The sequence below is a fragment of the Ureibacillus sp. FSL W8-0352 genome, assembly GCF_038004345.1.
Classification (GTDB): Bacteria; Bacillota; Bacilli; order Bacillales_A; family Planococcaceae; genus Ureibacillus; species Ureibacillus thermosphaericus.
The window spans coordinates 3,151,917-3,178,019 of sequence record NZ_JBBOQT010000001.1 but is presented as its reverse complement, the minus strand read 5'-3'; the positions used below and the strand labels follow the sequence as shown (position 1 = coordinate 3,178,019).

At 33.0% G+C, this 26,103-nt stretch carries 16 protein-coding genes and 2 pseudogenes; 4 read left to right on the top strand and 14 right to left on the bottom strand.

The window, feature by feature from the left end:
* Positions 1-18: 18 nt before the first annotated feature.
* Together NST98_RS15960 and NST98_RS15955 are read right to left on the bottom strand one after the other, a co-directional pair.
* Positions 19-1,023 carry an acyltransferase family protein gene (locus NST98_RS15960; protein WP_340715532.1) on the bottom strand — a complete coding sequence of 335 codons (1,005 nt, stop codon included), beginning with the start codon at positions 1,021-1,023 and terminating at the stop codon, positions 19-21.
* A gap of 308 nt (positions 1,024-1,331) precedes the next feature.
* On the bottom strand, positions 1,332-5,588 hold the full coding sequence (locus tag NST98_RS15955) for a glycosyltransferase (RefSeq protein WP_340715531.1): 4,257 nt from the start codon (positions 5,586-5,588) through the stop codon (positions 1,332-1,334).
* Between the two features lie 114 nt (positions 5,589-5,702).
* Here NST98_RS15955 and NST98_RS15950 point away from each other — a divergent pair, with 114 nt between their 5' ends.
* Positions 5,703-7,058: a transposase gene (locus NST98_RS15950; RefSeq protein ID WP_340714611.1), complete on the top strand. Its 1,356-nt coding sequence runs from the start codon at positions 5,703-5,705 to the stop codon at positions 7,056-7,058.
* Between the two features lie 275 nt (positions 7,059-7,333).
* Here NST98_RS15950 and NST98_RS15945 read toward each other — a convergent pair whose 3' ends face one another.
* The 6 genes and pseudogenes from NST98_RS15945 to NST98_RS15920 all read right to left on the bottom strand — a co-directional run.
* Complete coding sequence (locus tag NST98_RS15945; RefSeq protein WP_168412859.1) at positions 7,334-8,590, bottom strand: ABC transporter ATP-binding protein; 1,257 nt, start codon at positions 8,588-8,590, stop codon at positions 7,334-7,336.
* Positions 8,580-9,374 carry an ABC transporter permease gene (locus NST98_RS15940; RefSeq protein ID WP_340715530.1) on the bottom strand — a complete coding sequence of 265 codons (795 nt, stop codon included), beginning with the start codon at positions 9,372-9,374 and terminating at the stop codon, positions 8,580-8,582. The genes NST98_RS15945 and NST98_RS15940 overlap by 11 nt, the downstream gene beginning before the upstream one ends.
* 53 nt (positions 9,375-9,427) lie before the next feature.
* Entirely contained in the window at positions 9,428-10,594 is a 1,167-nt protein-coding gene (locus tag NST98_RS15935) for a glycosyltransferase (protein ID WP_340715529.1), read from the bottom strand.
* Positions 10,595-10,701: 107 nt separating this feature from the next.
* Positions 10,702-12,267, bottom strand: a complete 1,566-nt coding sequence (locus NST98_RS15930) for an O-antigen ligase family protein (RefSeq protein ID WP_340715528.1) — start codon at positions 12,265-12,267, stop codon at positions 10,702-10,704.
* A 16-nt stretch (positions 12,268-12,283) separates the two neighbouring features.
* Positions 12,284-12,778: a tetratricopeptide repeat protein gene (locus NST98_RS15925; RefSeq protein ID WP_340715527.1), complete on the bottom strand. Its 495-nt coding sequence runs from the start codon at positions 12,776-12,778 to the stop codon at positions 12,284-12,286.
* Positions 12,779-13,218: 440 nt separating this feature from the next.
* A pseudogene (locus NST98_RS15920) lies at positions 13,219-13,827 on the bottom strand (group II intron maturase-specific domain-containing protein); the annotation flags it as partial.
* Positions 13,828-13,962: 135 nt separating this feature from the next.
* Here NST98_RS15920 and istA point away from each other — a divergent pair.
* A complete protein-coding gene (gene istA, locus NST98_RS15915; RefSeq protein WP_340715526.1) occupies positions 13,963-15,480 on the top strand; it encodes an IS21 family transposase in 1,518 nt (505 codons plus the stop codon).
* Positions 15,468-16,187, top strand: coding sequence for an IS21-like element helper ATPase IstB (gene istB, locus NST98_RS15910; protein ID WP_013399917.1), 720 nt, complete (start codon positions 15,468-15,470; stop codon positions 16,185-16,187). Before istA ends, istB begins: the two co-directional genes overlap by 13 nt.
* Before the next feature lie 71 nt (positions 16,188-16,258).
* Here istB and ltrA read toward each other — a convergent pair.
* From ltrA to NST98_RS15895, 3 genes and pseudogenes are all read right to left on the bottom strand, one after another.
* Positions 16,259-16,924, bottom strand: a pseudogene (ltrA, locus tag NST98_RS15905) (group II intron reverse transcriptase/maturase); the annotation flags it as partial.
* 599 nt (positions 16,925-17,523) lie between these two features.
* Positions 17,524-20,745 carry an S-layer homology domain-containing protein gene (locus tag NST98_RS15900; protein WP_340715525.1) on the bottom strand — a complete coding sequence of 1,074 codons (3,222 nt, stop codon included), beginning with the start codon at positions 20,743-20,745 and terminating at the stop codon, positions 17,524-17,526.
* Positions 20,746-21,457: 712 nt separating this feature from the next.
* A complete protein-coding gene (locus NST98_RS15895) occupies positions 21,458-22,177 on the bottom strand; it encodes a WecB/TagA/CpsF family glycosyltransferase (RefSeq protein WP_339289176.1) in 720 nt (239 codons plus the stop codon).
* Between the two features lie 261 nt (positions 22,178-22,438).
* Here NST98_RS15895 and NST98_RS15890 point away from each other — a divergent pair, with 261 nt between their 5' ends.
* Positions 22,439-23,713 (top strand): ISL3 family transposase, encoded by a 1,275-nt coding sequence (locus NST98_RS15890; protein WP_340715043.1) that lies wholly within the window; start codon positions 22,439-22,441, stop codon positions 23,711-23,713.
* Positions 23,714-23,906: 193 nt separating this feature from the next.
* On the opposite strand, the gene NST98_RS15885 is transcribed toward NST98_RS15890, so the two are convergent.
* The 3 genes from NST98_RS15885 to NST98_RS15875 form a co-directional block, all read right to left on the bottom strand.
* Positions 23,907-25,178 (bottom strand): nucleotide sugar dehydrogenase, encoded by a 1,272-nt coding sequence (locus NST98_RS15885; protein ID WP_340715524.1) that lies wholly within the window; start codon positions 25,176-25,178, stop codon positions 23,907-23,909.
* Positions 25,179-25,615: 437 nt separating this feature from the next.
* On the bottom strand, positions 25,616-25,804 hold the full coding sequence (locus tag NST98_RS15880) for a hypothetical protein (RefSeq protein WP_340715523.1): 189 nt from the start codon (positions 25,802-25,804) through the stop codon (positions 25,616-25,618).
* The gene (locus NST98_RS15875; RefSeq protein ID WP_340715522.1) at positions 25,801-25,953 is read right to left on the bottom strand and encodes a hypothetical protein; all 153 of its coding nucleotides are present in this window, start codon (positions 25,951-25,953) and stop codon (positions 25,801-25,803) included. Before NST98_RS15875 ends, NST98_RS15880 begins: the two co-directional genes overlap by 4 nt.
* Between the last annotated feature and the right edge of the window lie 150 nt (positions 25,954-26,103).

Sequence of the window (26,103 nt, the reverse complement as noted above, 5' to 3'; positions counted from 1 at the left end):
ATCTCCTCATCCCAATTTTTATCCCCTAAAATTCTTTATAAAATCAAAACGTGGTTCTATAATCCACTTAAATAACAGTTTTACAATATCTGTTGATAATATTATTGCGATTAAACAACCTATTAATATTAATCCAATTTTTTTTAAATCTGTATCAAAATAAGGATAGAATGAAGAAGAGTTTGCATATATATAAGAAATTATAAATCCGTGTAACAGATATGCATAAATTGTGTTTCTACCCAATTTAGATAAAATTGGAATTTGTTTTTTAGGAACTATTATCATTACACACATCCCTAATATTATTGCAAAAATAAAACTAATAATTCGATAAATCGCTCCATAAATACCAGAATACTCAAGTACGGAATATGGAACTGCATGAAATAGAAATTCAGTCTTTAAAGTAGAAGCGTATCCATAGAACAAATAAAATATTAAACAAATTATCACTACTGAAGAAATTTTATATTTCCTGCTTCTAAAATAATTTAAATATTCCTTTTTAAAATAAAATCCCATTAAGAAAAAAGGGAAAAATGCTATTGTTCGCGAGATACTAGCGTAGTACCCTGCATCTTCAGCATAACCTATTAGTATCGAAAATGTGAAAGAGATTAATAATGCTATACTTTTTTTCAAGTTTGCAACATACGGTAATATCAATTTCCATATTATCATACTGAAAAGATACCACATTATCCAATATGGGGTAAAATACGAAAAAACTATACTATTAGTATTAATTAAAAGATAATCGAATAGTGAATACAATGTTTCAAAAATTAGATAGGGAATTATCAAATTAGTAAAAATCTTTTTTCCATAATCTTTCGATTTATAATTTTTCGAAAAATATCCGGATATAAAAATAAAAAGAGGCATGTGGAATGCATAAATTGTAAGCACAATTGCACGTACAGTTTGTCCTAAACTAAGAGGCATTATTAGATGACCTATAACAACTAAAGTAATCAGAATAAACTTAATGTTATCAAAATATGCATCTCTTGTTAACAATAAAATTCGTGCTCCTCTCAATAAAATAATACCTATATGAAGTGATATGTTTTTTGAAATTCTTTATTTTATAATGAATTAAAAAATAGATTTGCCAACATCGCTAAATCAGCAATATTGTTAAAATAATTATATATAATAACTAACAGTAAGAAAGTAGTCGCAATGTCTATAATTATAGGAACATCTGGAATACAAAATCTGTTGCATTCCTAAAAATATAAATAGCAAATCACACAGAATCCTTCTAACCATAATTTGTATACGTCAAATTATGATTAGAAGGATGTATAAATTATTTATAAAAATTAAATAAACTTATCTACTTTATATTTTTTATCTTGCATAATTTTTTGCAGTTTAGTGGATGCGATAATATAATCCCCGGGATCAAAGATATCTTCTTCAAAAGTTAAAAACTGCAATCTTCCAAAGCTGAACATTTTTCTATTATTTATGATTTTTTTCATAAATACCATAACATTGTATCCATTCACTAGATACTCTTTTATGATATTTACAAATCGATTTAAATCCAAATTGTCATCAACATAAACATGTAGAGTTTTAGTCACAATACTCGATTCCTTAATCTTTGTTTTATCAATATAAGTTTGAATAAGAGATGACCATTTTTTATCCCATTGTGATTTAGAAAATACTTTTGAAACTTGTATAGCATTTTCTTTTATTGATTTTAATTTATCAGGATTTTCCAATAAATATTCAATACTATTTTTCAACGCATTACTATTTGGTTCAATCAACAAGCCATTAAAATTATTAATTACAAGATCTGTTAATCCACCAATCCTTGTAGCGATGATAGCATTTCCTGAAGACATAGCTTCTAAACAAGAAAGGCTAGTCCCTTCACTGTGCAATGTTGGTATTAAAACTATATCTGCAACTTCATATGCTTTGTGCATTTCTGATGGATCTAAAGAATACCATTTAATTCTTTCTTTCCAATTTTTTATCTTTTTCTCAACATGTCTCGTGTCTTCTTCAAACCCTTTTCCAACAAAATAAAAATCTACATTTTTATATTTTTTAAGGATATCATCAATTATATCTAACACCAAATACAGACCTCGGGCACCATATAATCTACGAGGATACATTATAACAATTCTATCACTATCTTTTTTGACAGGTTTAAATTCATCGGTATCTACATAGTTTGGTATATACTCCATTTTGTTTCCTAACTTAAAGTCAATTGTCTGGAACCAATTAGCCGTATTTGTATCAACTGAAACCATTTTATCAACCAAGGATGCGGATTCTATTATTTTTCTATTTTGTTCCCAAAATGTTAAAGCAGACAAATTCTCATTTATTGGAGAATCCCATGCAACACCATGGCTAATTCCAATACTTGGTCTAGCAACATTTGGCCAAGCTTCAAAAAATGCAGAATAAATATTCAATAAAGCTATACCATTTTCTTCATCATAAAAAACACGATTATAGTTTTTAACATTTTCAATCGACAATTCAGTTATTTCTTTCTCTCCACGTGCTAATGATCTAACTTCTATATTTTTAAATTTCCTAGTCCAAGGGAAAGTTCCATATTGATAAATGATTAATTCAAATCCAATTGAATTTACAATTTCATTTAGGTCAATTAGATATCTTTCTGCTCCACCAGAATAGAAACTATCCCCATCTAATCCTAGGAATGTACCGGTCATTACAGCAACATGATTTGTCATATTATAATTAGCAAACACTCTTAAATTTGTGATACTATTATTAATTCTTTCTTCAACTAAATCAACTCTATTCTTCCATTGATTGTTTAAAGCAAATCTTTTTGAATTATTTTTTAATTCTTGTTTGTCTAAAGCTAGAGCTTCTTTTATAGAATTTTCAAATTCCAAATAATCTGCAGCTAAATATACACCGTAATCATCTTTATATCTTTTCATTTCATGAATCGGAGTAGAAACTACTGGCAATCCTAATGCTCTATATTCAAAATATTTAACAGGGGATACACAATCTGTTAATTCATTAACTTTAAAAGGAATTAATGCAACATCAAATAAAGAAGCGTAATCAACTAATTTACTATAGTCTACTCTGCCTAATAAACGTATATTGTCAATATTGTTAAAATGTATATCAGGAGAAACACTTCCAATAATAACAAATAACCAATCCTTATTTCTTTCTGCTAATTTATTTATAATCTCAGCGTCAAACCATTCTTCAATTGCACCAAAATAACCTATCACATTTGAATATTTTTTATCTAACAATTCATTTCTGATTAAAGTATTGTTATTTAAATCCTTAAAGTCCTCAAAATTAGTAGCATTTGGTAATAGAACCGCATCTTTTCTAATTTCTACATATTTATATAACTTCTCAGCTGAATATGTGACTATGTCAGCATTTTGTACCATTTCATTATGTGCTTCAATTGCTTTATTATCCGTATCACTGAAGAATTCTAATTTATCTAGCAAATCATACCATAATAATTTATGTGGTAAATGATCTATAAAAGCTTTTTGGCCTTGCCAAGTACATAATACAATACAGAACTTATTTTTTAGTACTGATAGTAATGCCGCTTCATTATTAATAATGAATAAGTTATTTTCATATTCTTTAATGAAAGAATCCCCATTAATATTAGAATCACAGAAAAAACATAAGTATCCTTTTTTTGCGAATTCTCTTAAAAATTGTTGTGGTCGTTGAATTGGCTCCCAATGAACTGCCGGTGGATACACTACAATTCCTTTAAACTTTTTACTTTTCAATATATCTTTTATTTTTATCGTATAGTCATCATTCGGTTGTTTTAAATAATTTTCATAATACAAATATTTTTTATTATATATAGATTCAAAATTTTCAACTTCAGGCTCAGGATGGCGCTCATACAATTCATTTGATGATAAACTATTTCTATGTTCTATGATTGTGATTAGTTCATCTAATGGGTGAGCGATTTTATTTTTTGATACATACGGTTTCCTTAACAGTTTATTATAAAACCAATTAATAAACTCTTTCTTTTCACTTACATTTCCTTTATACAAATGTATATATATGCGTTTCAATAAATTGACTAGTTTAAAATATTTTGAGCCATGTAAGTCATAGATTTTTTGCGATAACTTATTAAAAGTTATATCATTTGTTGCTATCTGTTGGTTTAATTGATTTAGATTTACATGAAGCTGATCTATTTCAGCTTTATATTGATTTAGATTTTCATATAATGTATCAATTTCTTGTTTCTTGTTTGGAAGATTAAGTAACTCATCCACTTTTTCAATTAGTTTTAGTTCTCTATTACTGATATCATTTGACAATTCATTGATTTTATCAATTAAATCACTATATTTGAGCTCTACTTCGGAATTTTTTATTGATATTTCATGTAAACTCTGTCTAACCATTCCTAACTCAATGGCTTGTCTTTCTTTTTCCTCTTTTACCCTATTCAATTCATTAGTTAAGTAAAATAATAATTTATCGTTTTTGTTAATATTGAATAAATCTAAAAAATATACAATATTGTAAGATACTAATATATCATCATTAATTAAGCCCTTACAAATATTAAGAAAATTTTCGCTCCATTTATTAACTTGCATTTTTTTATTACTGTTTAGTACTAAATTTAAATATTCATTTTTTAGTATTTTAGAACTTCTATTATCAATAACCCATCTTTGTAAACAGAAGTCTTCATTGTGATTATTCATTTTACAAATCTGCGAAATAATTTCTTTATAATTAATGGTTTTAGCATTTCTCCCAGAAAAATTAGAACGTGCTAAATTTTCAACATTATCAACATTAATAAAACCCTTTAACCCATCATATCCTACTAATAGAACAGGAACATTTTGTGCCATTGATTCTAGAGCTACTCTTCCCATACCACAAACAAAGTATGAATCCTTAATGAACTTATCTACTTCATCAGAATATCCTACCATTTCAATAAATTCATCATCTTTTGTAAATTCTTTTACATCATTATAAGAGTCCCCATCACCAATAATAATTAATTTTTTTCCAAATCCTAAATTAGTTTTTAAAAATTCTCTGAAAAACCTTATACATTCAAAAACGCCATTTATTTTATCTTTATCCAATCTAGAAATCATACTAACAAACTTACGATCGATATTATAATTATTAATATTTTTATTTACCGGTACAATGTTAGGTAATACTGTTACATCAAGAGATTCATTGTTAATATTAATTATTGACTGAACTTCTTCAGAAACAGCATATATTCTATGAGCAGATGGTAAAATAGTATCAAAGATTAAATTTCTATATATCTCTCCATATATTGGGCTAAAATTCAATGGGCCATGAGCAGTATAAGAAAATGGTATATTTAAATAATTAGCAACTGCAGCAGCCACAATTGCAGATTTATGTGGATGAATTTGAATATAATTAATATCATTTTCCAATACAAAATCTTTTAAGACTTTAAAATGTGCTAAAACATCTGCACCAATAGTGCTAGAGAAGTTTTCAATAAATAAACTCTTCTTTATATGAGTTAATTTCATAATTCTCACCCCTTGATTTTCAAGGGATTCAAGACAATAAAAAATGGGTACCTCCCCAAATTTCGTTATAATGGTAGGTAACCAAACAAACCATACGAAAGAGGTGAGTACCCTATGACTATTGTAAAACAAATTTCTCTTTTTGACATCCATCAATTATTAGAAATGGAAAGTTCCCATCGTTATGAAGCCATTTTTAGTGCTATCGACATTCAGCCTATATTTCAATTGTTTTCTAAAAAGACATTGAAAGGTGCACCACGTGAATTGAATTATGGTGCAATGATTCAATCGCTGATTATACGTATTGTCGAACGTATTCCAACTATCAAGGATTTAGTCAAACGTTTGGTTCATGATCCTTTATTTCGTTTCGACTGTGGATTCCTTGTGTCTGATGTCGTACCATCTGAAAGCTCTTATTCACGCATGATTCAAGTCATTAGTGAATCAGATGTGCTAGATAAAATGAACGATACACTCATCAAAACAGCGATGTTGGAAGGCTTTCTAAATGATGAACATGTCGCCATCGATGCGAGTCACTTTGAAGCTCGTGATGCTTTCACACCATCAGAAAAGAAAGCACCTAAAACTCCTAAAAAACGTGGTCGTAAAACTAAAGCTGAACGAGCTGTTTGGTTAGCCGAACAAGTAGAGAAAAAAGGAAATCAATCAACCTATGAAAAAGAACTGAAAGAACAGCTGGATATCCCATTAGAAACCCTTTGGAAGGATGTACCGATTGAGCCAAAATGGGGTGTGAAAAAGAATAGTAAAGGAAAAAATACATTCTGGTTTGGTTATAAAGCACATTTAGCTGTTTCGACGAAAAGTCAATATATCATCACTCGTTTGATGTCCTCAGGTAATTTAAGTGATTGTAAAGCTGCGATTCCATTATTGAAAAAACTTCATCACTTAGGAAACGGTCATTTTACAATAGCTATATTTGATGCTGGTTATGATGTTGAACCTATTTACCGTCAAGCCGTATCACAGTCCATGCGAGTCGTGATTCCTTACAACGTTCGTCGAGAAGGAGAATATATAGGATTCGATGAACATTTTCGTCCAACCTGTGTGCGTGAACATCGTTACCAATATGACAGCTTTGACGCTAAGTACAATACATTAAAATTCACACGTCCAAAGGAATGTGCAACTTGCCCATTACGAGAAGACACCCTTTGCCAAAAAGTTTTCAAAATCAAATGTGATATAGATATCCGTAAATTTACCTATCCAGCACGTGGGACAGAACGATGGAAACAGCTTTATCAAGAACGTACAGCAGTCGAACGCGTTAACGCTTATTTAAAGGAATACTTTCAATTAAACAATGTCCGTCATCGTACAGGAAAGAAAGCAAAAATGCATTTCAATCTGGTGACGTTAATTTATAATACCTGCAAACTAGCAGTTGATCGAATCAATGCTTTATTACAGCAACAAAACCAAGTTGCATAATTTAAAAAAAACAAAGTTTTTAGTATAGGGGTACTCTATACTTCAGAAAAACTATGATTTATGAAATTGATTCATATACTTTTGAATTAAAGAAATATCAGAGTCTTTGGATGTGGCGATAAATAAATTATTATCCAATCCATTTAGAACTTCACAATGAGATAAAATATGAGTTTCTAAGCCACCCATATAAAAATGTTCTGTAACAATTAAAATGTTTTTGTTCTTCATACTCGAATCACACTTTCTCAGTTAGTTCTCGGATTTAAAAAATATTAACTTTCTATTATATCAATAGTACTATTTAAATTCGCAATACCGGTTCCTTTTAGTGGAATTTCTTCCACTTTAAATATTAGAAAGTCAGATAATTTGTCGAAATATATCATATCATTTTTCCCATCTTGTTTTGCTATAGCTACGGAAATATGATATGTACCAGCAACCAAATTTAAGTCTTGAGTAAAAGAAATTTTGTATTGTTTATTTTTCTTAAAATTCACTTTCATATTAAAATATATTGTACTTGTACCATACACTTCTATACCTTCAGTATTTTTAATTCTAATACCAACTAATATATCTTGAACATCAATAGAAGAATAAACTGTTAAAGTAATTTTACTAAATTCCCCAGAATCAAATACGTAAGATTCCTCTTGTAAGTTATTAAACATTTTAACATTTTCAATAAAGACATCTTTTTGATTTTCTTTTAATTCATTATTATTACTGCTTTCTTTATGTTTTTTTACTTCTTGATTTAAATTTTGTAGATATTCATTTTCTTGAGAATAAAGGAGCAAATGGTATTTATCTATAATTTCTTTTGGTGAACCTTCTGCGATTAGTTTAGATTTATCTAAAAGATAAGCATAATCACATAATTGTTCAACAACACGCATTGAATGAGATACGAATAATATAGTGCAGCCTTTTTCTTTTAAACTTTCTAAATAATTGTAACATTTTCTTTGAAATTTCTCATCGCCAACTGAAAGTGCTTCATCTATAATCATAATATCTGGATCAACAAACGCTGCAACAGAAAAAGCAAGTCTAACAAACATACCACTTGAATATGTTTTTACAGGTCGATCAATAAATTCCCCTATTTCTGAAAACTCATGTATTTCGTTAAATTTCTCATCAATTTCTTTCTTACTAAGACCAAGTATTGCACCATTTAAATATACATTTTCTCGTCCGGTGAATTCAGGGTTAAACCCTGCCCCAAGCTCTAATAGTGCAGATACCCTTCCGTTTATTATTACTTCACCATGAGTAGGACTTAATGTACCTGCAATAATTTGTAAAAGCGTACTCTTACCAGATCCGTTTCTCCCTACAATACCAACAGTAGATCCTTTAGTGATATTTAAATTAATATTATTTAATGCAGTAAAGCTGCTGACTTTATTTTGGAAAAAATTCGGTGCAAGATTGTAAAGTATTTTATCAATAGGTTTTTTATATATTTTATATTCTTTGGTGACATTCTTAACTTGTATTACCACATCACTATAAGACATCTGCAAATCCTCTTTTCAATTTCCGAAATAATATAAGACTTATTATCATGAATATGTATCCACTTATAGTGAATAGAGCAAAATTAAACATATTTGGCAATTCACTTGCAAAAATTGCATTTCTAAAACCTTCAACAATATATGTTAATGGATTTAAATTCATTATTGGATGCATAAATTCTGGAACAAGGGAAATTGGATAAAAAATAGGTGTTATATAAAATAATATATTTAAAATCAGACCAACAGTGTTAGCCAAATCTCTTATGTAAACACCAATGGAAGCAACAATATATGCAAAACCTAAAGAAAAGAAACTAATTGGTAGAAAATATATCAATGAAATCAATATTCCTCCCGGATTCCAATTGGTAATAAACAGTAGGATACCAATTAATAGAACGCAAATATTAATAAGCGCATTTATTAAAGACGACAAAAAAGTAGTGAAAGGTAATATTTCTAAAGGAAATATCACTTTTTTTACATAGTTTACATTAGAAGTTATTACCATTGTTGATTTGCTAACTGTTTCACTAAAAATATTGTACATAATTAAACCTGAAAATATTATCATTGCAAATTCGAACTTATTATCGCTCTGTTCTACTCCCCATCTGGCTTTAAATACAATTGAAAATACAAATGTATAAACAGCTAACATTAATAAAGGTGTAATGAAAGACCATAAAACTCCAAGCACTGATCCTCTATATTTAGCTTCAAATTCTCTTTTAGTTAATTGCTTAATTAAGTTTCGGTGCTTCTGTATATAACTTAGCAAATATAATACACACTCACTTTCTTTATTTAATAACCTACAACTATTAGCAAGAATTATACGGTTGCATGTAATAAATCCTGAATTGCCTTAGCCTTTGCCTCCCAAGTATTTTCTAATGCTTCTTTTGCTAATATATTTTGATAATCTTTATCTGTACTTAGTTTTAATGCAATATCTAATTTATTAATAAAATCATCATGATTCTCGGCAATTAATACTGATTTATACTTTCTGCATTCTTTTAGATTAGTTGTAACTATCGGCTTTCCCAAAGCCATATATTCAAATAATTTTATCGGTGAAGTCGATTCTGTAATTTGATTTAATACAAACGGAATTGTGGAGATTGAAAAATGTACTGCATACTCTGGTAGAAACTGATAGTCAATTGGACCAATTATGGTTACATTCTCAAAGTTTTCGAAACCATAATTCAATATTGAATTATCGTAATTCCAGCCTATTAGCAGTATTTCATATTCCGGCTTATTAATTGCTAATTTTATGATTAATTCGTAATCAAACCAAGAAGCAAAAGCTCCAAAATATCCAATAATCGGTTTTTTCTTATTAACAACATCTTTTATTTCTATAGGAATATTATTATGGCTATATGGGATATTGAAATGACTATAATCCACGCCATTGGTTACAAGTTCAATTTTTTTTGTTCTGTATGACAATACTTCCCGATAAAGAGTATCAGCAGAAGCAACAACTATAGTATTTTCCTCATCCTTTAAAAAGTTCTTATGCTTTTTAATTGTATAATTATTTATCTTACCAACTAATTCTTCATCCAGTTCATCTATATATTCATATAAAAAAGTACATTTTCTATTTTTAGCTAGCTTTATTATTTTTTTTAAGTTTCTTGTATCAGTAGAATACGTATGAAGAATAAATTTCTCTATATTTTTTAGAACAATATCTTGACGATTTGTAACATAACAAGAATTTTCTATTTTTTTAAATCCATTAACTTCAACACTATCCGTACAATAAAAATATAAATAACCTTGTCTAGCTAAATTTTGGGCTATATGCTGAGGACGTTGAAATAGAGGAACATTCCACGGAATAGGGGAAAGAAATACAATAATCTCTTTCCCACTATTTTCATTTAAAATGTCTTTTAAAATTTTTGTATGCAGTTTAGTATTCCTTCTTTTTTGAAAAAAGACTTTTACTTCTTCAATTATTTTTTTTAAAAACGTCATTAAGCCATATTTTTTTAAAAATCTAAAAAGTCTAGAAAAAAACATTTATTATAATTCCCCTTCAATGTCCTTATTCATTGTTAAACTATTATTTTGATATAGTTCTCTTATATTTTTTCTGTTTTGATATCTTTTTTGTTTTCATTTAGTATTTGCCCTACAAATATTCCTAAAATTATCCATGCAACACCAGATATACCAGGTAGTGAATCATTAAACATTCCCTGAATAAAGTAACCCAGCGATGCTATTCCAGGTACAAAATATTGGATATCAATTTTATTGATAAAAGCTTTAATTAAATAAAGTACGGTTGTTGCAAATACTAGAATTAACGAAACAAATCCAACTAAACCTGTACCATATAAAATTCCTACAAATATATTATGGGGTTTATCAACAATTTGATTTTCATCAAATAACCCAGCTCTTGCATCAATATTATAATGTGGAAAATTATACATTAACGAATCTAAGCCATAACCTAAAAGAAGTCGATCTTTTAATAAATCAAAAGTTTTTTCCCAAATATAGACGCGGCCAGTACCAGCTGCTACTGCACGCTCTGGTAACTCCGGTAATTCGAAGGTACGATCTGATGCGTAAACTCTATTAATCAATTCAAAATTTGTAGTTGATTGTGATGCTGATTCTTCTTCATATGGGTTTTTATCTATAAGAAAACCAAATGATTCAGCCCATACTTTAGGATTTTCTTTAGATAGGAAATGAAGTGTTCCCCCTGATAATACTAAAAATATAGTTAGTATTATAATACCTTTTAATTTATTATCTAATCTAAAAAGGATAATAACTATTGGTAAAAATAGAATTAGAACAGTTACAAATCCACTAGTCGATATTGACATAAACATTATAGCAATAGATAACACTGCAACTACTGTATTGATTATACTATATAACCAATTCTCACCAACTAATGCGGCAACCAAAAATATTACTGTCATTATAGCAAACATACCACTCATATAGTTCCATTGGTTTAACGTACCGACTAATTGGGAATTTTCTGCAAGTGCTGCTCCTTCTGGTAAAAATACAGTAACAATCCTTTGCACCCATTCTTTTTGCATTAAGTCATTACCTGTGAAGTTCATCGTAATGATAAATAAATTAATGAACACAAAAGGATAGAGTGAATATAAAATTTTATTTACTGCATTTTTTGGGTGATTAATATTCATGGCAATAAACATTAATGCAATATAGCACAACCAGCTAATCGCACCATCAGTTCTGTTATATTGTCCAGTTAAAGCAATAGATATGTTCGGTGAAAATATTGTTGAAATCACAATTGAAATTGCAAATAGACCCAAAATATAATTCAATACAGTTTTTCGAATTGTACCATTCATAAAAAATAATTTGATTAGTAATAAAATGGCCGAAACAATCGTAATAATTAAAATTAAAAAAAACTTATAATAAGTAAAGATGTCGCCTTTTGCTCCAGAAAAAAGAAGACTAATATTGGATACTTGAGGACTAATTACTTCTCTAACGTGAGCCAATACAATTATAGGCATAAAACCAATCAAAATAAGTAACAATCTAAATATCCATTTATCTATATTTGCCCTTGATACTCGATTTTCTTCTTCATCTACTAATATATTTTTTTGTCGATCTTCTCCATAAAACGAAGTCATATGTATACCTACCTTACTATTGATTTTGAATTGAAGTAAGCAATTCAGAAACTTTTTCTTGGTATTTTGGTAATTCTTCTGGTTCCCATCCCATCTCTTTACAAAGATTTAAAACAACTTTTGCATCTTCATAACGCTCTGCTTGATAAAACACTTCCCCTAATTGAAGCATAAATATAGGATCTTCTACTTTATACGGATTAATATCAAGTGTTTTTTGTAATAATATTGCAGCCTTACTGTATTCCTTATTGATTGCAGATATTAATCCTCCCATGTGGTTTACTGCCTCTGAATTAGGTTGAGTTTTTAATAATTCATTGATATAAACCAAAGCTTCTTCATAATTCCCACTATTATACATTTGTTGCACCTGATCATACAATAATTCATTTTTTATAAACTCTTGATCTTGTTTTTTTGCCATTACATTGGCTGTAATTAAACCAACGATAATGAACCCAATCATTCCTAACAATATGTATTTTCTATGAGATTCTCTTAATTTCATATTCTCATTCCTTTTATCATTTTTCATTACAGTTAATACCTAAATTATTATACACTATTTAATTATATATTGCTTTAGTATCATTTACATATTATTGCCACTTAAATCCTTATAGTAACGATTAGTTTTATTCAACCTTTATTCTTTAGGAATAAAAAAAGAGAACCATTTCATTTTGTGAATATAAAACTCACAAACGATGTTTCTCTAGTATTATTATACATTAAATTTTAATACTTTACTATTAACACATGTTATTAATTATTTTCTACTCCTTGTATAATGCCGTTTAGCGATACAGTTCAGCAGAGTGTTTTCATTTTACTTTTTAAAAAATTAGTTCTAGTTTATATTCACGAACACTAAATCGAGTAGGAGGGAGCGATTAACTCCCGTCCTCTCACACCACCGTACGTACGGTTCCGTATACGGCGGTTCAATTAAGATAATTGACGCAAGTTTTCATAACGAGCTTCAAGACTTTTCAGCCCTTGGTTTCTCCAATAGGAGTTACCAAGGGTTCTGTGTAATATTGGACTATTTGAAATACGCCAATAACTCTTCCGAGTATTTCCCCATTCATACGCTTGCCATTGTGGTACGCCAAGTTGAATAAGGTTGCGTATCTTTGTTTTCGGTTTCTTCCAGTTCTTCCATAGACACATTCGAAGTCTTCTACGAATCCATTTATCTAATTCAGGGAATATAGATTTGGTGTCTGCTAACGCAAAATATCCACACCATCCCATTAGATATTGATTCAGTTTCTGAATGCGGTATTCCATCGGGTAGGGCATCTTGCGTGATGTGATTTCACGAACTTTATTCTTCATTCGTTTAAGGCTTTCTTTTGCGATACGAACCTTTGGCTCTTTATGATAGGTAAAGCTAAATCCTAGAAACTTACGTTTCCATGGACGGTCGACCGCTGATTTCTTTTCATTTACTTTCAGTCGTAGTTTTCCTTCAATAAATCGCTGGATACTTGCCATTGTGCGAAGTCCTGCTCGTTTACTTTTCACGTAAATGTTACAGTCATCCGCATGTTTATGGCAAACTAAAAATGTAACGTTTGGCAATTAATTTATGCAGGTCCTATAAAACAAAAAACCACTTGCCAACATTCCCCAAATACACTACCCTCCTAGTTGGACAAAACAGTTCAACGGGAGGTATTCAAGGAGATGTTAGCAGTGGCTGAAATTCATTATATCAGATATGAAGCAAACCAAAAAGGATGTTCCTATTCCGATATTGCCAAAAGAATGAATCGTGATCCAAGAACAGTGAAGAAGTATGCGGAAATGGAAGACTTCAATCCCTCAAAAGTTAAACAAATGAGAAAAGCGAAAGTGATGGATCCAGTGAAACCGATATTGGATCAATGGATTAAAGAGGACTTGACAAAGAAGAAAAAATATCGAAGAACTGCGAAACGAATGTATGAAATCTTAAAAGAAGAATATGGATTTACAGGTTCAGATCGTTCTGTTCGGCTCTATGTATCAAAAAGAAAACAAGAACTGCTCGAACAAAGTGAACCAGCTGCGTTACCTTTAGAATCGAAACCTGCAACGGCTCAAGTTGATTTTGGAGAAGCTCCTTTTCTCTATCAGGGGAAATACGTCGATTTTCCTTACCTGGTCGTTTCATTCCCTTACAGTAATGCGGCCTATGTGCAAGTCATGCCAGCTCAAAATCAAGAATGTTTCTTGGAAGGATTAAAACGAATCTTTCACTATATGGGAAGGGTTCCAAGGGTCATTCGTTTTGATAATCTCTCCCCTGCCGTAAAAACGATCTTGCCAAACGGAGAAAGAGAATTGACAGAGACATTTCAACGATTCGTTTTACATTATGGCTTTGAATGCGAGTTCTGCAACCCAGCCAGCGGAAATGAAAAAGGGAATGTCGAATCAAAGGTGAAATATATTCGAAACAATTTCTTTTTACCTGAACAAACAATCTATCAACTAGAAAGTTTTAATGAATCTTTATGGGAGAAATGTGAGAAGGACTGGAATCGTCCGCATTATGAGAAGGAGCGACTCATCGCTGAATTATTTGAAGAAGAACAAGCGTTATTTCTTCAATTGCCAGCCAAAGAATTTGAATGTGTCCGATATGAGCAGGTCACGGCTGATAAGTACGGTTTCATCCATTTAGAAAACAATTTATATTCCACGTCTCCCCGTTTTGCCAAACAAAAGGTTTTGGCAAAGATCTCTTATCATGAGATTGCCATTTTAACAGAAGAGCATGAGCTGATTATCAAGCACGAGCGTTTATATGGCACAAAACAAAAATCAATGAAATGGCAACCATATCTTACGTTAATGGCCAAAAGGCCAAATGCATTAAAATATACGGATTTCTATGAAAAGATGCCGGAAGAATGGAAAAATTATTTTTCCAATTGTACCGTTCAAGAAAAGAAGGAAGCATTACAACTACTAGCTGTTTTACTAAAAGAACATGATTTCGAAGTTTCGACACAGGCTTTGAGGATTGCCTCCCAGTATGGTCATCCGAAAGTAGAATCGATTAAACAGGTATTTTATCAATTAATCAATGGAAGAGGTATACGAGAGCCAATTCAACCGAAAAAACACGTTCCAGATATGCCGGAAGCCATCCGAGGAGTAAGGCATTATGACCGCCTATTCGAATCCCAAGGAGATGTGGCATCATGGAACAAATGATTAAGGAATATGCCAAAAGACTAAAATTAAGCTGGATTCCAGCCAATTACCATACCATCCATGCGGAAACAAATGAGGAATTTTTACTGAAGCTGTTTGAACGAGAAGTGCAGCATCGAGATGAGAGAAGGATAAATTTACTACTAAAACAGGCGACATTGCCGAAAATTCCAAATAAACCTTATGATTGGCGGGAGATTCAACTAGCCCCAGGCATCACAAAAGATTATATTTTAGAAGGTGAGTTTACGAAAAATCAGGAAAACCTTATCTTCTATGGCGGAGTGGGAACCGGTAAAACATTCCTTTCCACTCTCATCGCCCTCAATTTGATGAAAAAACAAGGAAAAAGAGTGAAGTTCTATACGGCCGCCTCCATTGTCAATGCTTTATTGGAGGCCAATGAAAAAGGTGACCTTGGTAAATTTCTCAATCAAATCGAAAAGTTGGATCTCTTGATTCTTGATGAATTGGGCTATATTCCATTGCATAAACAGGGGGCAGAGTTATTATTTCAAGTTATTTCCATGTGTTATGAAACCAAAAGCATCATTGTGACAACCAATTTACCTTTTAGCCAATGGAATAATGTCTTTGGCGATCCCATTTTAACAGAGGCCGTCATTGATCGGCTGATTCATCATTCTCATTTAATCATCTTCAATGGTGAAAGTCACCGATACAAAGACTCAATCTCTCAACGTTAACCATGGAATTTGGCAAGTGTATGTATGCATTTTTAATTGCCATTTCATACAATTTCTACTTGCCAAAAACAATCCGCATATCGAACGAATTTGTGTCCTCTTCTTTCCAATTCTTTATCTAGTTCATCTAGTACAATGTTAGATAGTAGCGGACTTAATGGTCCTCCTTGTGGAGTTCCTTCTAATGTGCTTGACACCACACCATTAATCATGACGCCCGATTGTAAATACTTACGAATCAATTTCAGTAATGGTTTATCTTGGATTCTCTTCGCGAGTGTACCCATTAATCTGTCATGGTTGACCTTATCAAAGAATTTCTCCAAGTCCATATCTACAACCCATCGATATCCATCTCTTATATATTCTTTCGCTTTCCTCACCGCATCATGAGCACTTCGGTTTGGTCGAAATCCGTAGCTGTTTTCAGAGAATGTAGGGTCATACACTTTTGAAAGTACTTGGGCGATTGCTTGTTGAATCAAACGGTCTGTTACGGTAGGGATTCCTAGTAAACGAACACCGCCGTCAGGTTTCGGGATTTCGACTCTGCGGACTGGCATTGGTTCATAAGTTCCCTTGAGAATTGCCTCCTTAATAGATAGCCAGTTTTCGACTATGTGCTGTCGTAGGTTTTGTACGGGCATCATATCTACTCCGTGGCTTCCTTTATTCTGTTCTACACGTTTTAGTGCTTGAAGCATGTTCTCCCGTGACAGGATTTGATTCAAAAGCATCGTTATTCTCCTTCCGTGAATAGCTGTTCTCTTTATGCCAGTGGTCACTCCACCCTCCAAGAGGTCCCCCACGGGATTCACCGCTTCCTTCCTCAAGTGAGGTACTACGTTTTCTGTGTTCATCATGACTCACTGAATGCCAAGGGCTATTCTCTCTTAATTGTTCGGTCCTTCTTAGTAGTTCTAAACCAACTAATACTATGACCTCTGCTGACTTCTGACGGTTCAGCTACTTATCACTAAGTAGGTTATGAAGAGTACTTCACATATCCGCCAGACCTCCCCGGGTAAGTACATGCACTTTCACACCATCTATCCGCCTCATTTACTCGATATGACCTTCGACAGAAAGAGCTTTGTTTTGTTTTGCAAACTCACTCAATCATACCTAGCCTTATATGAGGTTCGTGTTCCTCGGACCGGTGTTTTGCCTCCAGCTTCCTTCAGATTCCGCGTCACCACGGACACCCTTGCTCTTGGCTAACCTCTACTTCTGTCTTCGGGGTTCGGGACTTACACCCTATAGTTCATGTACATGCCGGGCGCACAACTAAAAAAAACCGATCTAGAGTACTAGATCGGTTTTTTGAATTAGTTTATTAGTTAATAACTTTAACACGTAGAGATTTGCTTACGCCATCTACTTTAATAGTTACAGTGAAGTAGTCACCCACACTTAGAGCTGGAGTTCCTCCAATTACTACATCATGGCGACCGTTATTTTGAACTTTAACATTATCATTTTGAGTAAATACATCAGAAATTGTTAAAGTTACGCCACTTCCAGTGTAAGTTGCATCGCTAGAATCATGAGTAAATTTAACTCTACCATTTGTAATATCATCTACAGTTACTTTTTTACCATACTGGTCTTTAATTTCAAATACATGTTTATCTAGTTCTTCTAAAATTTGTTCACCAGTGATAGCGTTTGTGCTTGTTAATTTTACTTCTAAGATTTCTAAATCTTTTTCACTGATAGAGTTGCTGTCTTTTAATTTGATGCTAGCAGCTTTACCAGGTGCTTCAGAAACTACTAATTTATGAAGAATCTCTTCACCTGTAGCGTTGATTACAACACGTACTCCTGTTTCGATATTTTGATATCCAGCAGCTTTAAATGCATCTTTTAATGCTTCTGAATCTGCATCAGCATATACATCAATTACATCTGGAGTAGTAGCTGATGTAGAGTATTTTGGTTTTAAGTAGTCACCAGGTAATACTTGGAAAGCTCCTGGAATATCTGTAATTTCTACTTCCACTCCGTTTGATAACACACCGTATACTTCAATTCCTGCTACATCAGTAGATGTTTTGCCATATACATAGCCATCACTCTTAACTTTGTATGAAGTGAAGTCATCATCTTCTACTGCACGGAATGTAATAGAAACTCTATCTGTTACATTTTTATTGCTTTCAGTTAAATCTTTAGCAGTTAATTGTAATTCGAAAGTACCGCTACCTTTCTTACCACGGTCAGTAGCTTTAACTTCAAATGTTAATTTGTCAGATGTATTTGTAATTGTACCACTTGCTTGAATAATACCATTTTCAGTATTTAGAAGTTCAATTTTGAAGTTAGGATCATTTGCAAGTTTAGCATTATCATCGAAGATACGTCCATATTGGTCTTCAATGATTAAGTCTTTTAATTTAATTTCAGCTTTTCCATCTTGGTGGAAGTATGTGTCAGCTTTATCTTTTACACCAATAATTTTTGCAGCATATGCATCTGGTTGGATTTTTAATGTGATTTCTGAATCTTGATCGTATTTTTCTACTGTTACTTCAATATCTACTTCTTCTACTCTTGGTTTAGAAGTGTTATATTTATTAGATACAGTTTTAAACTCTAGATATAATTGACCGTTTTCCTCAACAAATTGGAAACCAGAATCTCCACCAACAATACGTGAAGAAGATGCTTTGAATGTAATTCCGTTATCACGGTCACCGATTTTTTTGTTTAATTCTGCTGCATTTTTAATAACTTCACCATTGATGTCAGTTGCAATTACAGGAAGTTTTACGATTTCATCTCCAGCAACTACTTCAGATGGAGCTAATAGTTCAATTTTGTGTACTTCTGAGCTTGCTTCTACTTTGTAAACTTTTGTTGTAACTTCTCCTGTTGCTCTTGCTCTAACTTCAACAGTGTTTTCACCAGCTTCAATACGTTTTGCATCGCGGTGTGCTACTTTTAATGCGAAGTAGTATTTACCATCTACGTTTAATACTTCAATATTTTCTTCGTCTTCTAATTCGAAGATGTCTCTGTCAGATACTCTTACTCGAAGACCTCTTTTAACTTCATCTAGGATTGTAGTATCATTTGTTGAAGCTTGAGATTTAGTAGATTTTGCAAATTCAGGATCGATTTCCACACCATATTGATCTTTTACTTTGAATAATAAGTAGAAATCTTCATTACCTTTTGCAACATCTTCTAGATTTTTCGTAGTAAGTGCTTTGCCGCTTGCATTATAAATGTCTAATAATTCAACTGAACCTGGCTCTGCGATATCAGAAAGAACAACATCTTGATAAGCGTGTAACTCGTAGTCACCGTTTTCGTAAGTGAATTCAACGCTACCTTCTTCGCCTTCTTTTTCGCGCTCTTCAACCCAAGTTATAACTCTACCATTTTTAACTTCAGTATCTAAGCCGCTACCTTTGCTAGCAGTACGAATTCCTCTTACTTTAGGATCTTCATAACGAGATTCAATTACGTTTTTCGTAATGTCTTCTCCGTATTGGTTATATGCAGCAAATGCAATAACAGCTTGTTTATATACACGATCTCCGTCTTTTGCTTCACGACCTGTAAGAACTAATTTGTTAGATAAGAATTCAATTTTTGTAACTTCTTCTTTAGTAGTTGTTACAGATTTAGTTAATTCTTTTTCACCAAGACCGCTAACTGTTAAAGTGTATGTTGCATCAGCGAATTTGTGGTCTACAGTGATAACAGCTTCAGTTTTAGCATCGTTCCAGTCAACGTCTTTAACTGTAATTGCAGTTGTTCCACGAGCTACAGCAAATTTAGCAGCTTCTGTGTCAACAGCTTTGTTGAATTTAACTGTTAATTGGCTAACACCAGTAGCTGTTAAAGATTCGATTTCAACTTCAGCAGGTGTTGGAGTTGTTACGTCTCCGCCTTTGATAGAGATGCTTAAGAATTTAGCGAATTGACCGCGAGTTACAGCATCAGCTGGACGGAAGTTTTCAACTGTAGTGATTCTAAGATCAGCTAAAGCTTGGATGTATGGACGGAATTCGTCGAATGCTTTATCTAAGTCAGCAACTTTTACGTCTTCGATTTCAGCAGCAAGATCGATTAAAGATTTGCCGTTGATTTTTTCGTAAGCGTTGTTTAAAACTTTAGCCATTTGTTGGCGTTGGATGTTTTGTGTATAGTTAAGTTTACCGTTTGAACCAGTGAATACACCAGCGTCTTTTACAAGAGCAGCGTATTTAACTAATTCTTGGTCTTGAGCTGTTACAGGAACATCGCTGAAGCGTTGAACTGTTGCCCAGTCAGCTGGAACTTCAACACCGTTAGCTTCTAAGTAACGACCTAACATTTTAACTACGTCGCTACGTTTTAATTGTTTGTAAAGACCGAATGTACCATCTGGATAACCTTTGATGATACCAGCTTCTACTAATTCATTGATATATTGGTTGAATTCGTGGTCGCCAGGAACATCAGTGAATGATGCAGCTGAAGCAACCGGTACGATAGCAGATGCTACAAGTGTAGCTGTTGCAGCTGTTGCTACAAACTTTTTGTATTTCTTTGGTTGGTTAGCCATAGAAAGATTTCCTCCTCTAATTCAATTAATATTTTTAGTTATCCTCACAAAATATGAGAAAATAAACTATTACACATAAAAGTTTAGTAGTATACGAATGGCTTGTCAATCATTTTTTAGTAACATTTCCATTAGTTTCACATGACTGTTACATTCGTAAAAAGGATAACTAAGAATCTCTTATATTATGACATAAATCGTTTGTAAAAAACAACCTTATTAAGCAAATATGTTTTAATTTTTCTACATTTTTTCAATACTACTACTGTAATCTCCAATTTTTTACAATGATTAGATTATTTTGGATGTTAGTTAACTATTTTGTTTACTTTTAATTACATTGTGTTAATTCCTTTTACCCCGAATCAATATATTGATTGGATATTAGATTTATGACTACTAATTTTAATTTTTTCTCAGTAATTGTTGATTTTTATTTGGTATATTTTTCCTATATATTAATTTCTTAAATCAAAGATCTCATCCATGTCGCATAGATAAAAAGAAGACCCCAGCATCTTTATGCTGAGGCCTTCTTTTTGGGCTACCAACCGTTTTTTCCTTGCAGGGAAAATGTATTGCTCTATATCGTAGAGGAAATCTTACTACTTCTTACAGTTTAACACCTTCACTGTAAATACACAATAAAATATTACAAAGATTACAAAATAATTTTCAATTGCATGATTTTGGCGCACCGAGGGAAATCTTGCTAATTTCGTTTTGTGTTTCGTACAACTTCAAGAAGAAATTTTGGCAATGCCATTTGTCTTTTAATACGTTTCGGTTCCATCATTAAACGATAAAACCATTCGAGTCCAACTTTTTGGAAAGCTTTTGGTGCTCGTTTCACATTCCCTGCAAGTACGTCAAAGGAGCCTCCTACTCCTTGATAGATTGTTGGGTATAATTGGTCGCGATTTGCATTAATCCAATTTTCCTGTTTTGGGCTACCCATTGCGACAAATAAAATATCAGGTTTTGCTTCATTTATTTTGGCAATCACTTTTTCATTGTCAGTTTCATATCCGTGTTGAATACCGGCAATTTGAATACCAGGATATAGTGCTTTCAGTTTTTCAGCAGCTGCTGCAGCTACACCTGGTTTCCCCCCATACAAGAAGATTGGTTTTTGTTTTTTTGCCGCTTCTTCGCAAAGTCGCATCATTAAATCGACACCTGTAACTCTTTCAGAGATTTGACCTTTTTGAATTTTGGAAGCTAAAATAACCCCAATTCCATCTGGGATTTGGAACTCTGCTTCATTTAGTAATTTTTTTAATGCCGGATCTTCTTTTGCTTTCATGATTTTTTCAGGGTTGATTGCGACAATGAGTGATTTTTCTTTCCGTTCAATGCGTTGAAATATTTGTTCGATTAGTTCATCGTAGTTTTCTGTGTTAACTTGTATCCCTAATACGGTTTCTTTCATCTTCGTTCATCCATTCAATTTTGTTGTTTCATTCCGTTAACCATCATACCAAAAATTTTGCGAATGTACAGAAAGCCCAGATTAAAAAAAGATGATAAAAACATGACAAAGTTTTTACCATCTAGAAATTCGGGCTCTATAATATTTGGTGTTGGTGAGTATAAACCAGCACCAATTTTTTTGAACAAAAAAAATGAGACAGTGACAAAACTCTGGTAAAATGTAATCGCCAAAACACATTTTCCAAAGGAGTTGTGTCACATGTCTCACCATCATTCTATACGAAACCTACTCAATATAAAAGACAAAAATATCACATTTGATGAAAATTTTTGTTCTACCGAAACAATCAAAAAAGTAAAAGCGAAAGTCTTTCATGGGACGTTAACGTATCAACCAAAAGCTTGTTATGCTTGTGGACATGTCTTCGATGATCAAATCATTAAACACGGTTTTAAAACGTCTCTCATTAAAATGCCTAGCATTTCAGGTTTTCATACCTACTTAAAATTGCGTAAACAGCGTTATTTCTGTAAACATTGTCATTCCACGTTTACTTTAAAAACGAGCGTCGTGGCTAAAAACTGTTGTATTTCCAACAATACCAAAGTATCGATTGCTTTAAACGCCAAAGATAAAATATCCGAAAAAGATATTGCGATGAAACATAATGTTTCTCATGCCACTGTCAGTCGTGTCATTGACAGCTTTTATAGCTACTATCAACCAAATGTTCACTACCTTCCAAAGCATTTGTGTTTTGATGAGTTTAAATCAGTGAAATCCGCAGCTGGAGCGATGTCCTTTATTTTCTGCGACTCTGAAACGGGGGAGATTGTGGATATCGTGGAGGACCGGAGATTATCTGTCCTCAAAGAGTATTTCTTACGGTATTCCAAGAAGGCGAGAGATGCGGTAAAAACGATTGTCATCGATATGTATAGCCCTTATATTTCCTTAATCCAAGAAGTTTTCCCTAAAGCGGAAATCGTACTCGACAAATTCCATATCCTCCAACTATTTAGCAGAGCTTTAAACAAAACGCGCATCAACGTCATGAATCGGGATAAAAAGAATTACAATAAATTGAAAAAATACTGGAAGCTCCTTCTGAAAGATCAAACAAAACTTGATTATAAGAACTATACATATCATCGTTGCTTTAAAAAGCATATGTGTGAGGTGGAGATTCTCCACTATCTCATTGATTTAGATTCTGAATTAAAAGCGTCCTATGAGTTATACCAATACGTTCGACATTACATCAAAACCAAAGACTTTGAGCTCCTAAAGAAAACATTAGAGAATAAACAAAATATCGTTTCCAGCTATATGAAAACCGCCATCAAGACAATCAACAAATACATCAATTATGTCGAGAATACGCTAAAGTACGATTATAATAACGGCATTTTAGAGGGGATTAATAACAAAATCAAAGTGATTAAACGCATTTCTTTCGGTTATCGATCCTTCTATCACTTTAGAAACCGAATATTCATTACCCAAAACTTAGCGAAAATAAAAACAGCTTAGGGGAACCTCGAATTTCCCCTAAGCCATCCGATTACATATTACCAAATAATGTCACTAAAATTTATTCACCAACACCATTTGACAAAGAACCGAAATTCGAGTTGGGTAATTGTTTATTCTATACGAAATGAATCGATGAAGCGACAGAGCATTAACCACCCTGTCGCTTACAATTTTATTGTAGTTAAACTACTTATATATTTTTTGAATCACCAAGTAAATGGAATTGGAATCCTGCTTCTTTCCATTTTTCGCGATCCAAGCAGTTTTTCGTATCAAGCACGATTTTGTGTTTTGGTGTGATCGTTAATGGGTTGTATTCTTTAAATTCTTTATGGTCTGTTAATACTAATAAAATGTCTGCGTCATTTACTGCTTCTTCAAAGTTTTGTGTCTGAGTTGGATGGTTATTTTCTTTAATATGCGGGTCGAATGAAACGACTTCTAAGCCTAGTTGTTGAAGTTCGTGGATCACTTCTAATGATGGGCTTTCGCGCATATCATCGACGTTTCCTTTGAATGCAAGACCCAGAACAGCTACTTTGCCGCCCGCAATTTTGTTTTCATTCAAGATTTTTTGCGTTTTTTGCGCTGTAAATAGTGGCATTCCGTCGTTAATGTTGCGAGCTAGGTGAATCATTTGGGCTTTTTCTCCACCAAGTTCCACCAAGAACCATGGGTCAACGGCAATGCAATGTCCACCAACACCTGGTCCTGGGAAGTGGATGTTTACACGTGGGTGGAAGTTCGCATAGTGAATGGCTTCCCAAATGTTTACATCAAGTTCTTCCGCTAGTTTTGCTAATTCGTTAGCGAATGCAATGTTTACATCACGGTATGTATTTTCCATGACTTTGACCAGTTCGGCAGTTGTGGCGTCCGTTAAATGGATTGGGCCTTTTACGAATAGTTCGTAAAGTTCTTTTGTCATTTCCGCAGATTTTTTATTGATTCCGCCAATGATGCGGCCGTTGTTGATTAATTCTTCAAAGATGCGTCCCGGAATTACTCGTTCTGGAGAGTGAGCAACATATAGTTCTGTTCCAATATCTAATCCAGATTTAACGAGTTCAGGTATCATCACACGTTCCACAGTTTTTGGCGGAACTGTAGATTCCAAGATAACAAGATTTCCTTTTCTTAAATAAGGAACGATTGATTTTGTTGCTTCACGTACATATTCAAGGTTTGCTGTTTTGTCTGCATTAATAGGTGAAGGAACCGCCACAATGAAAACATCTGCTTCTTGCGGTGTTGTGGAAGCTGTTAAGTACCCTTCATCTACCGCTTTATTCAGACGTTCTTGTAAGCCTGGTTCTTCGATATGTAATTTTTTCTCTTGAATGCTTCGAACAGCAGCAGGGTTTACGTCAACCCCATGCACTTTTACTCCGTAATTTGCAAAAGTAACCGCAGTTGGTAATCCGATGTATCCTAGTCCGATTACACACATTGTTTTGTTCATATGAATCGTTACTTCCTTTCGAGTTTCAAGAACGAGAGGGAGCTGTTCTTTTAATGTTGCGCTTTTGTTTTGGGGAATTTTGATTATTAAGCGCGTTTTAAATAACTAGTGATGCTCCGAGACTCGTTTTGTTTAGAATGTCTGATAGTGTTGTTTTTCATTTTGTCCTGCGATTACAAGTATACAACTTTTGAGTGAAACTGTGAATTATTTTCACATTACCTACTCTTTTTGGTGTGGGTACGGTTTAAACTCGTGTATTTGCAAATTCAGCTTGTGTGGATGGTACCTTGGCTCGTGCGGATAGATTACTTGCTTGTGTAGATAGATTACTTGCTTGTGTAGATAGATTACTTGCTTGTGTAGATAATACCCCCACTTGTGTGGATGATTCCCCACTTGTGCAGATAACTTCTCTGCTCGTGCGGATAGTTCACCTACTTGTGTAGATAGTACGTTGGCTTGTGCGGATAATACACCCACTTGTGTGGATGATTCCCCGCTTGTGCAGATAACTTCTCTGCTCGTGCAGATAGTTCATCTACTTTTGTAGATAACTCCTCCACTCGTGCGGATAATTCACCTATTGTGTAGATAATACCCCAGCTCGTGTGGATACGGTTCACACTCGTGCATTTGCAACTCCAACTTGTGTGGATGGTACCTTAGCTCGTGCGGATAGATTACTTGCTTGTGTAGATAGTACGTTGGCTCGTGCGGATAGATTACTTGCTTGTGTAGATAGTACGTTGGCTCGTGCGGATAATACACCCACTTGTGTGGATGATTCCCCGCTTGTGCAGATAACTTCTCTGCTCGTGCGGATAGTTCACCTACTTGTGTAGATAACTCCACGACTCGTGCGGATAGCACCTCCACTCGTGTACATAACTCCTTAACTTGTGTGGATAGTATTTCCTCTTGT

Bases quoted from the DNA above. Each gene is read 5' to 3' on its own strand.
- NST98_RS15955 (WP_340715531.1), bottom strand. From the start codon at position 5,588: ATGAAATTAACTCATATAAAGAAGAGTTTATTTATTGAAAACTTCTCT.
- NST98_RS15950 (WP_340714611.1), top strand. From the start codon at position 5,703: ATGACTATTGTAAAACAAATTTCTCTTTTTGACATCCATCAATTATTA.
- NST98_RS15945 (WP_168412859.1), bottom strand. From the start codon at position 8,590: ATGTCTTATAGTGATGTGGTAATACAAGTTAAGAATGTCACCAAAGAA.
- NST98_RS15935 (WP_340715529.1), bottom strand. From the start codon at position 10,594: ATGACGTTTTTAAAAAAAATAATTGAAGAAGTAAAAGTCTTTTTTCAA.
- NST98_RS15930 (WP_340715528.1), bottom strand. From the start codon at position 12,267: ATGACTTCGTTTTATGGAGAAGATCGACAAAAAAATATATTAGTAGAT.
- NST98_RS15925 (WP_340715527.1), bottom strand. From the start codon at position 12,778: ATGAAATTAAGAGAATCTCATAGAAAATACATATTGTTAGGAATGATT.
- istA (WP_340715526.1), top strand. From the start codon at position 13,963: ATGTTAGCAGTGGCTGAAATTCATTATATCAGATATGAAGCAAACCAA.
- istB (WP_013399917.1), top strand. From the start codon at position 15,468: ATGGAACAAATGATTAAGGAATATGCCAAAAGACTAAAATTAAGCTGG.
- NST98_RS15900 (WP_340715525.1), bottom strand. From the start codon at position 20,745: ATGGCTAACCAACCAAAGAAATACAAAAAGTTTGTAGCAACAGCTGCA.
- NST98_RS15895 (WP_339289176.1), bottom strand. From the start codon at position 22,177: ATGAAAGAAACCGTATTAGGGATACAAGTTAACACAGAAAACTACGAT.
- NST98_RS15890 (WP_340715043.1), top strand. From the start codon at position 22,439: ATGTCTCACCATCATTCTATACGAAACCTACTCAATATAAAAGACAAA.
- NST98_RS15885 (WP_340715524.1), bottom strand. From the start codon at position 25,178: ATGAACAAAACAATGTGTGTAATCGGACTAGGATACATCGGATTACCA.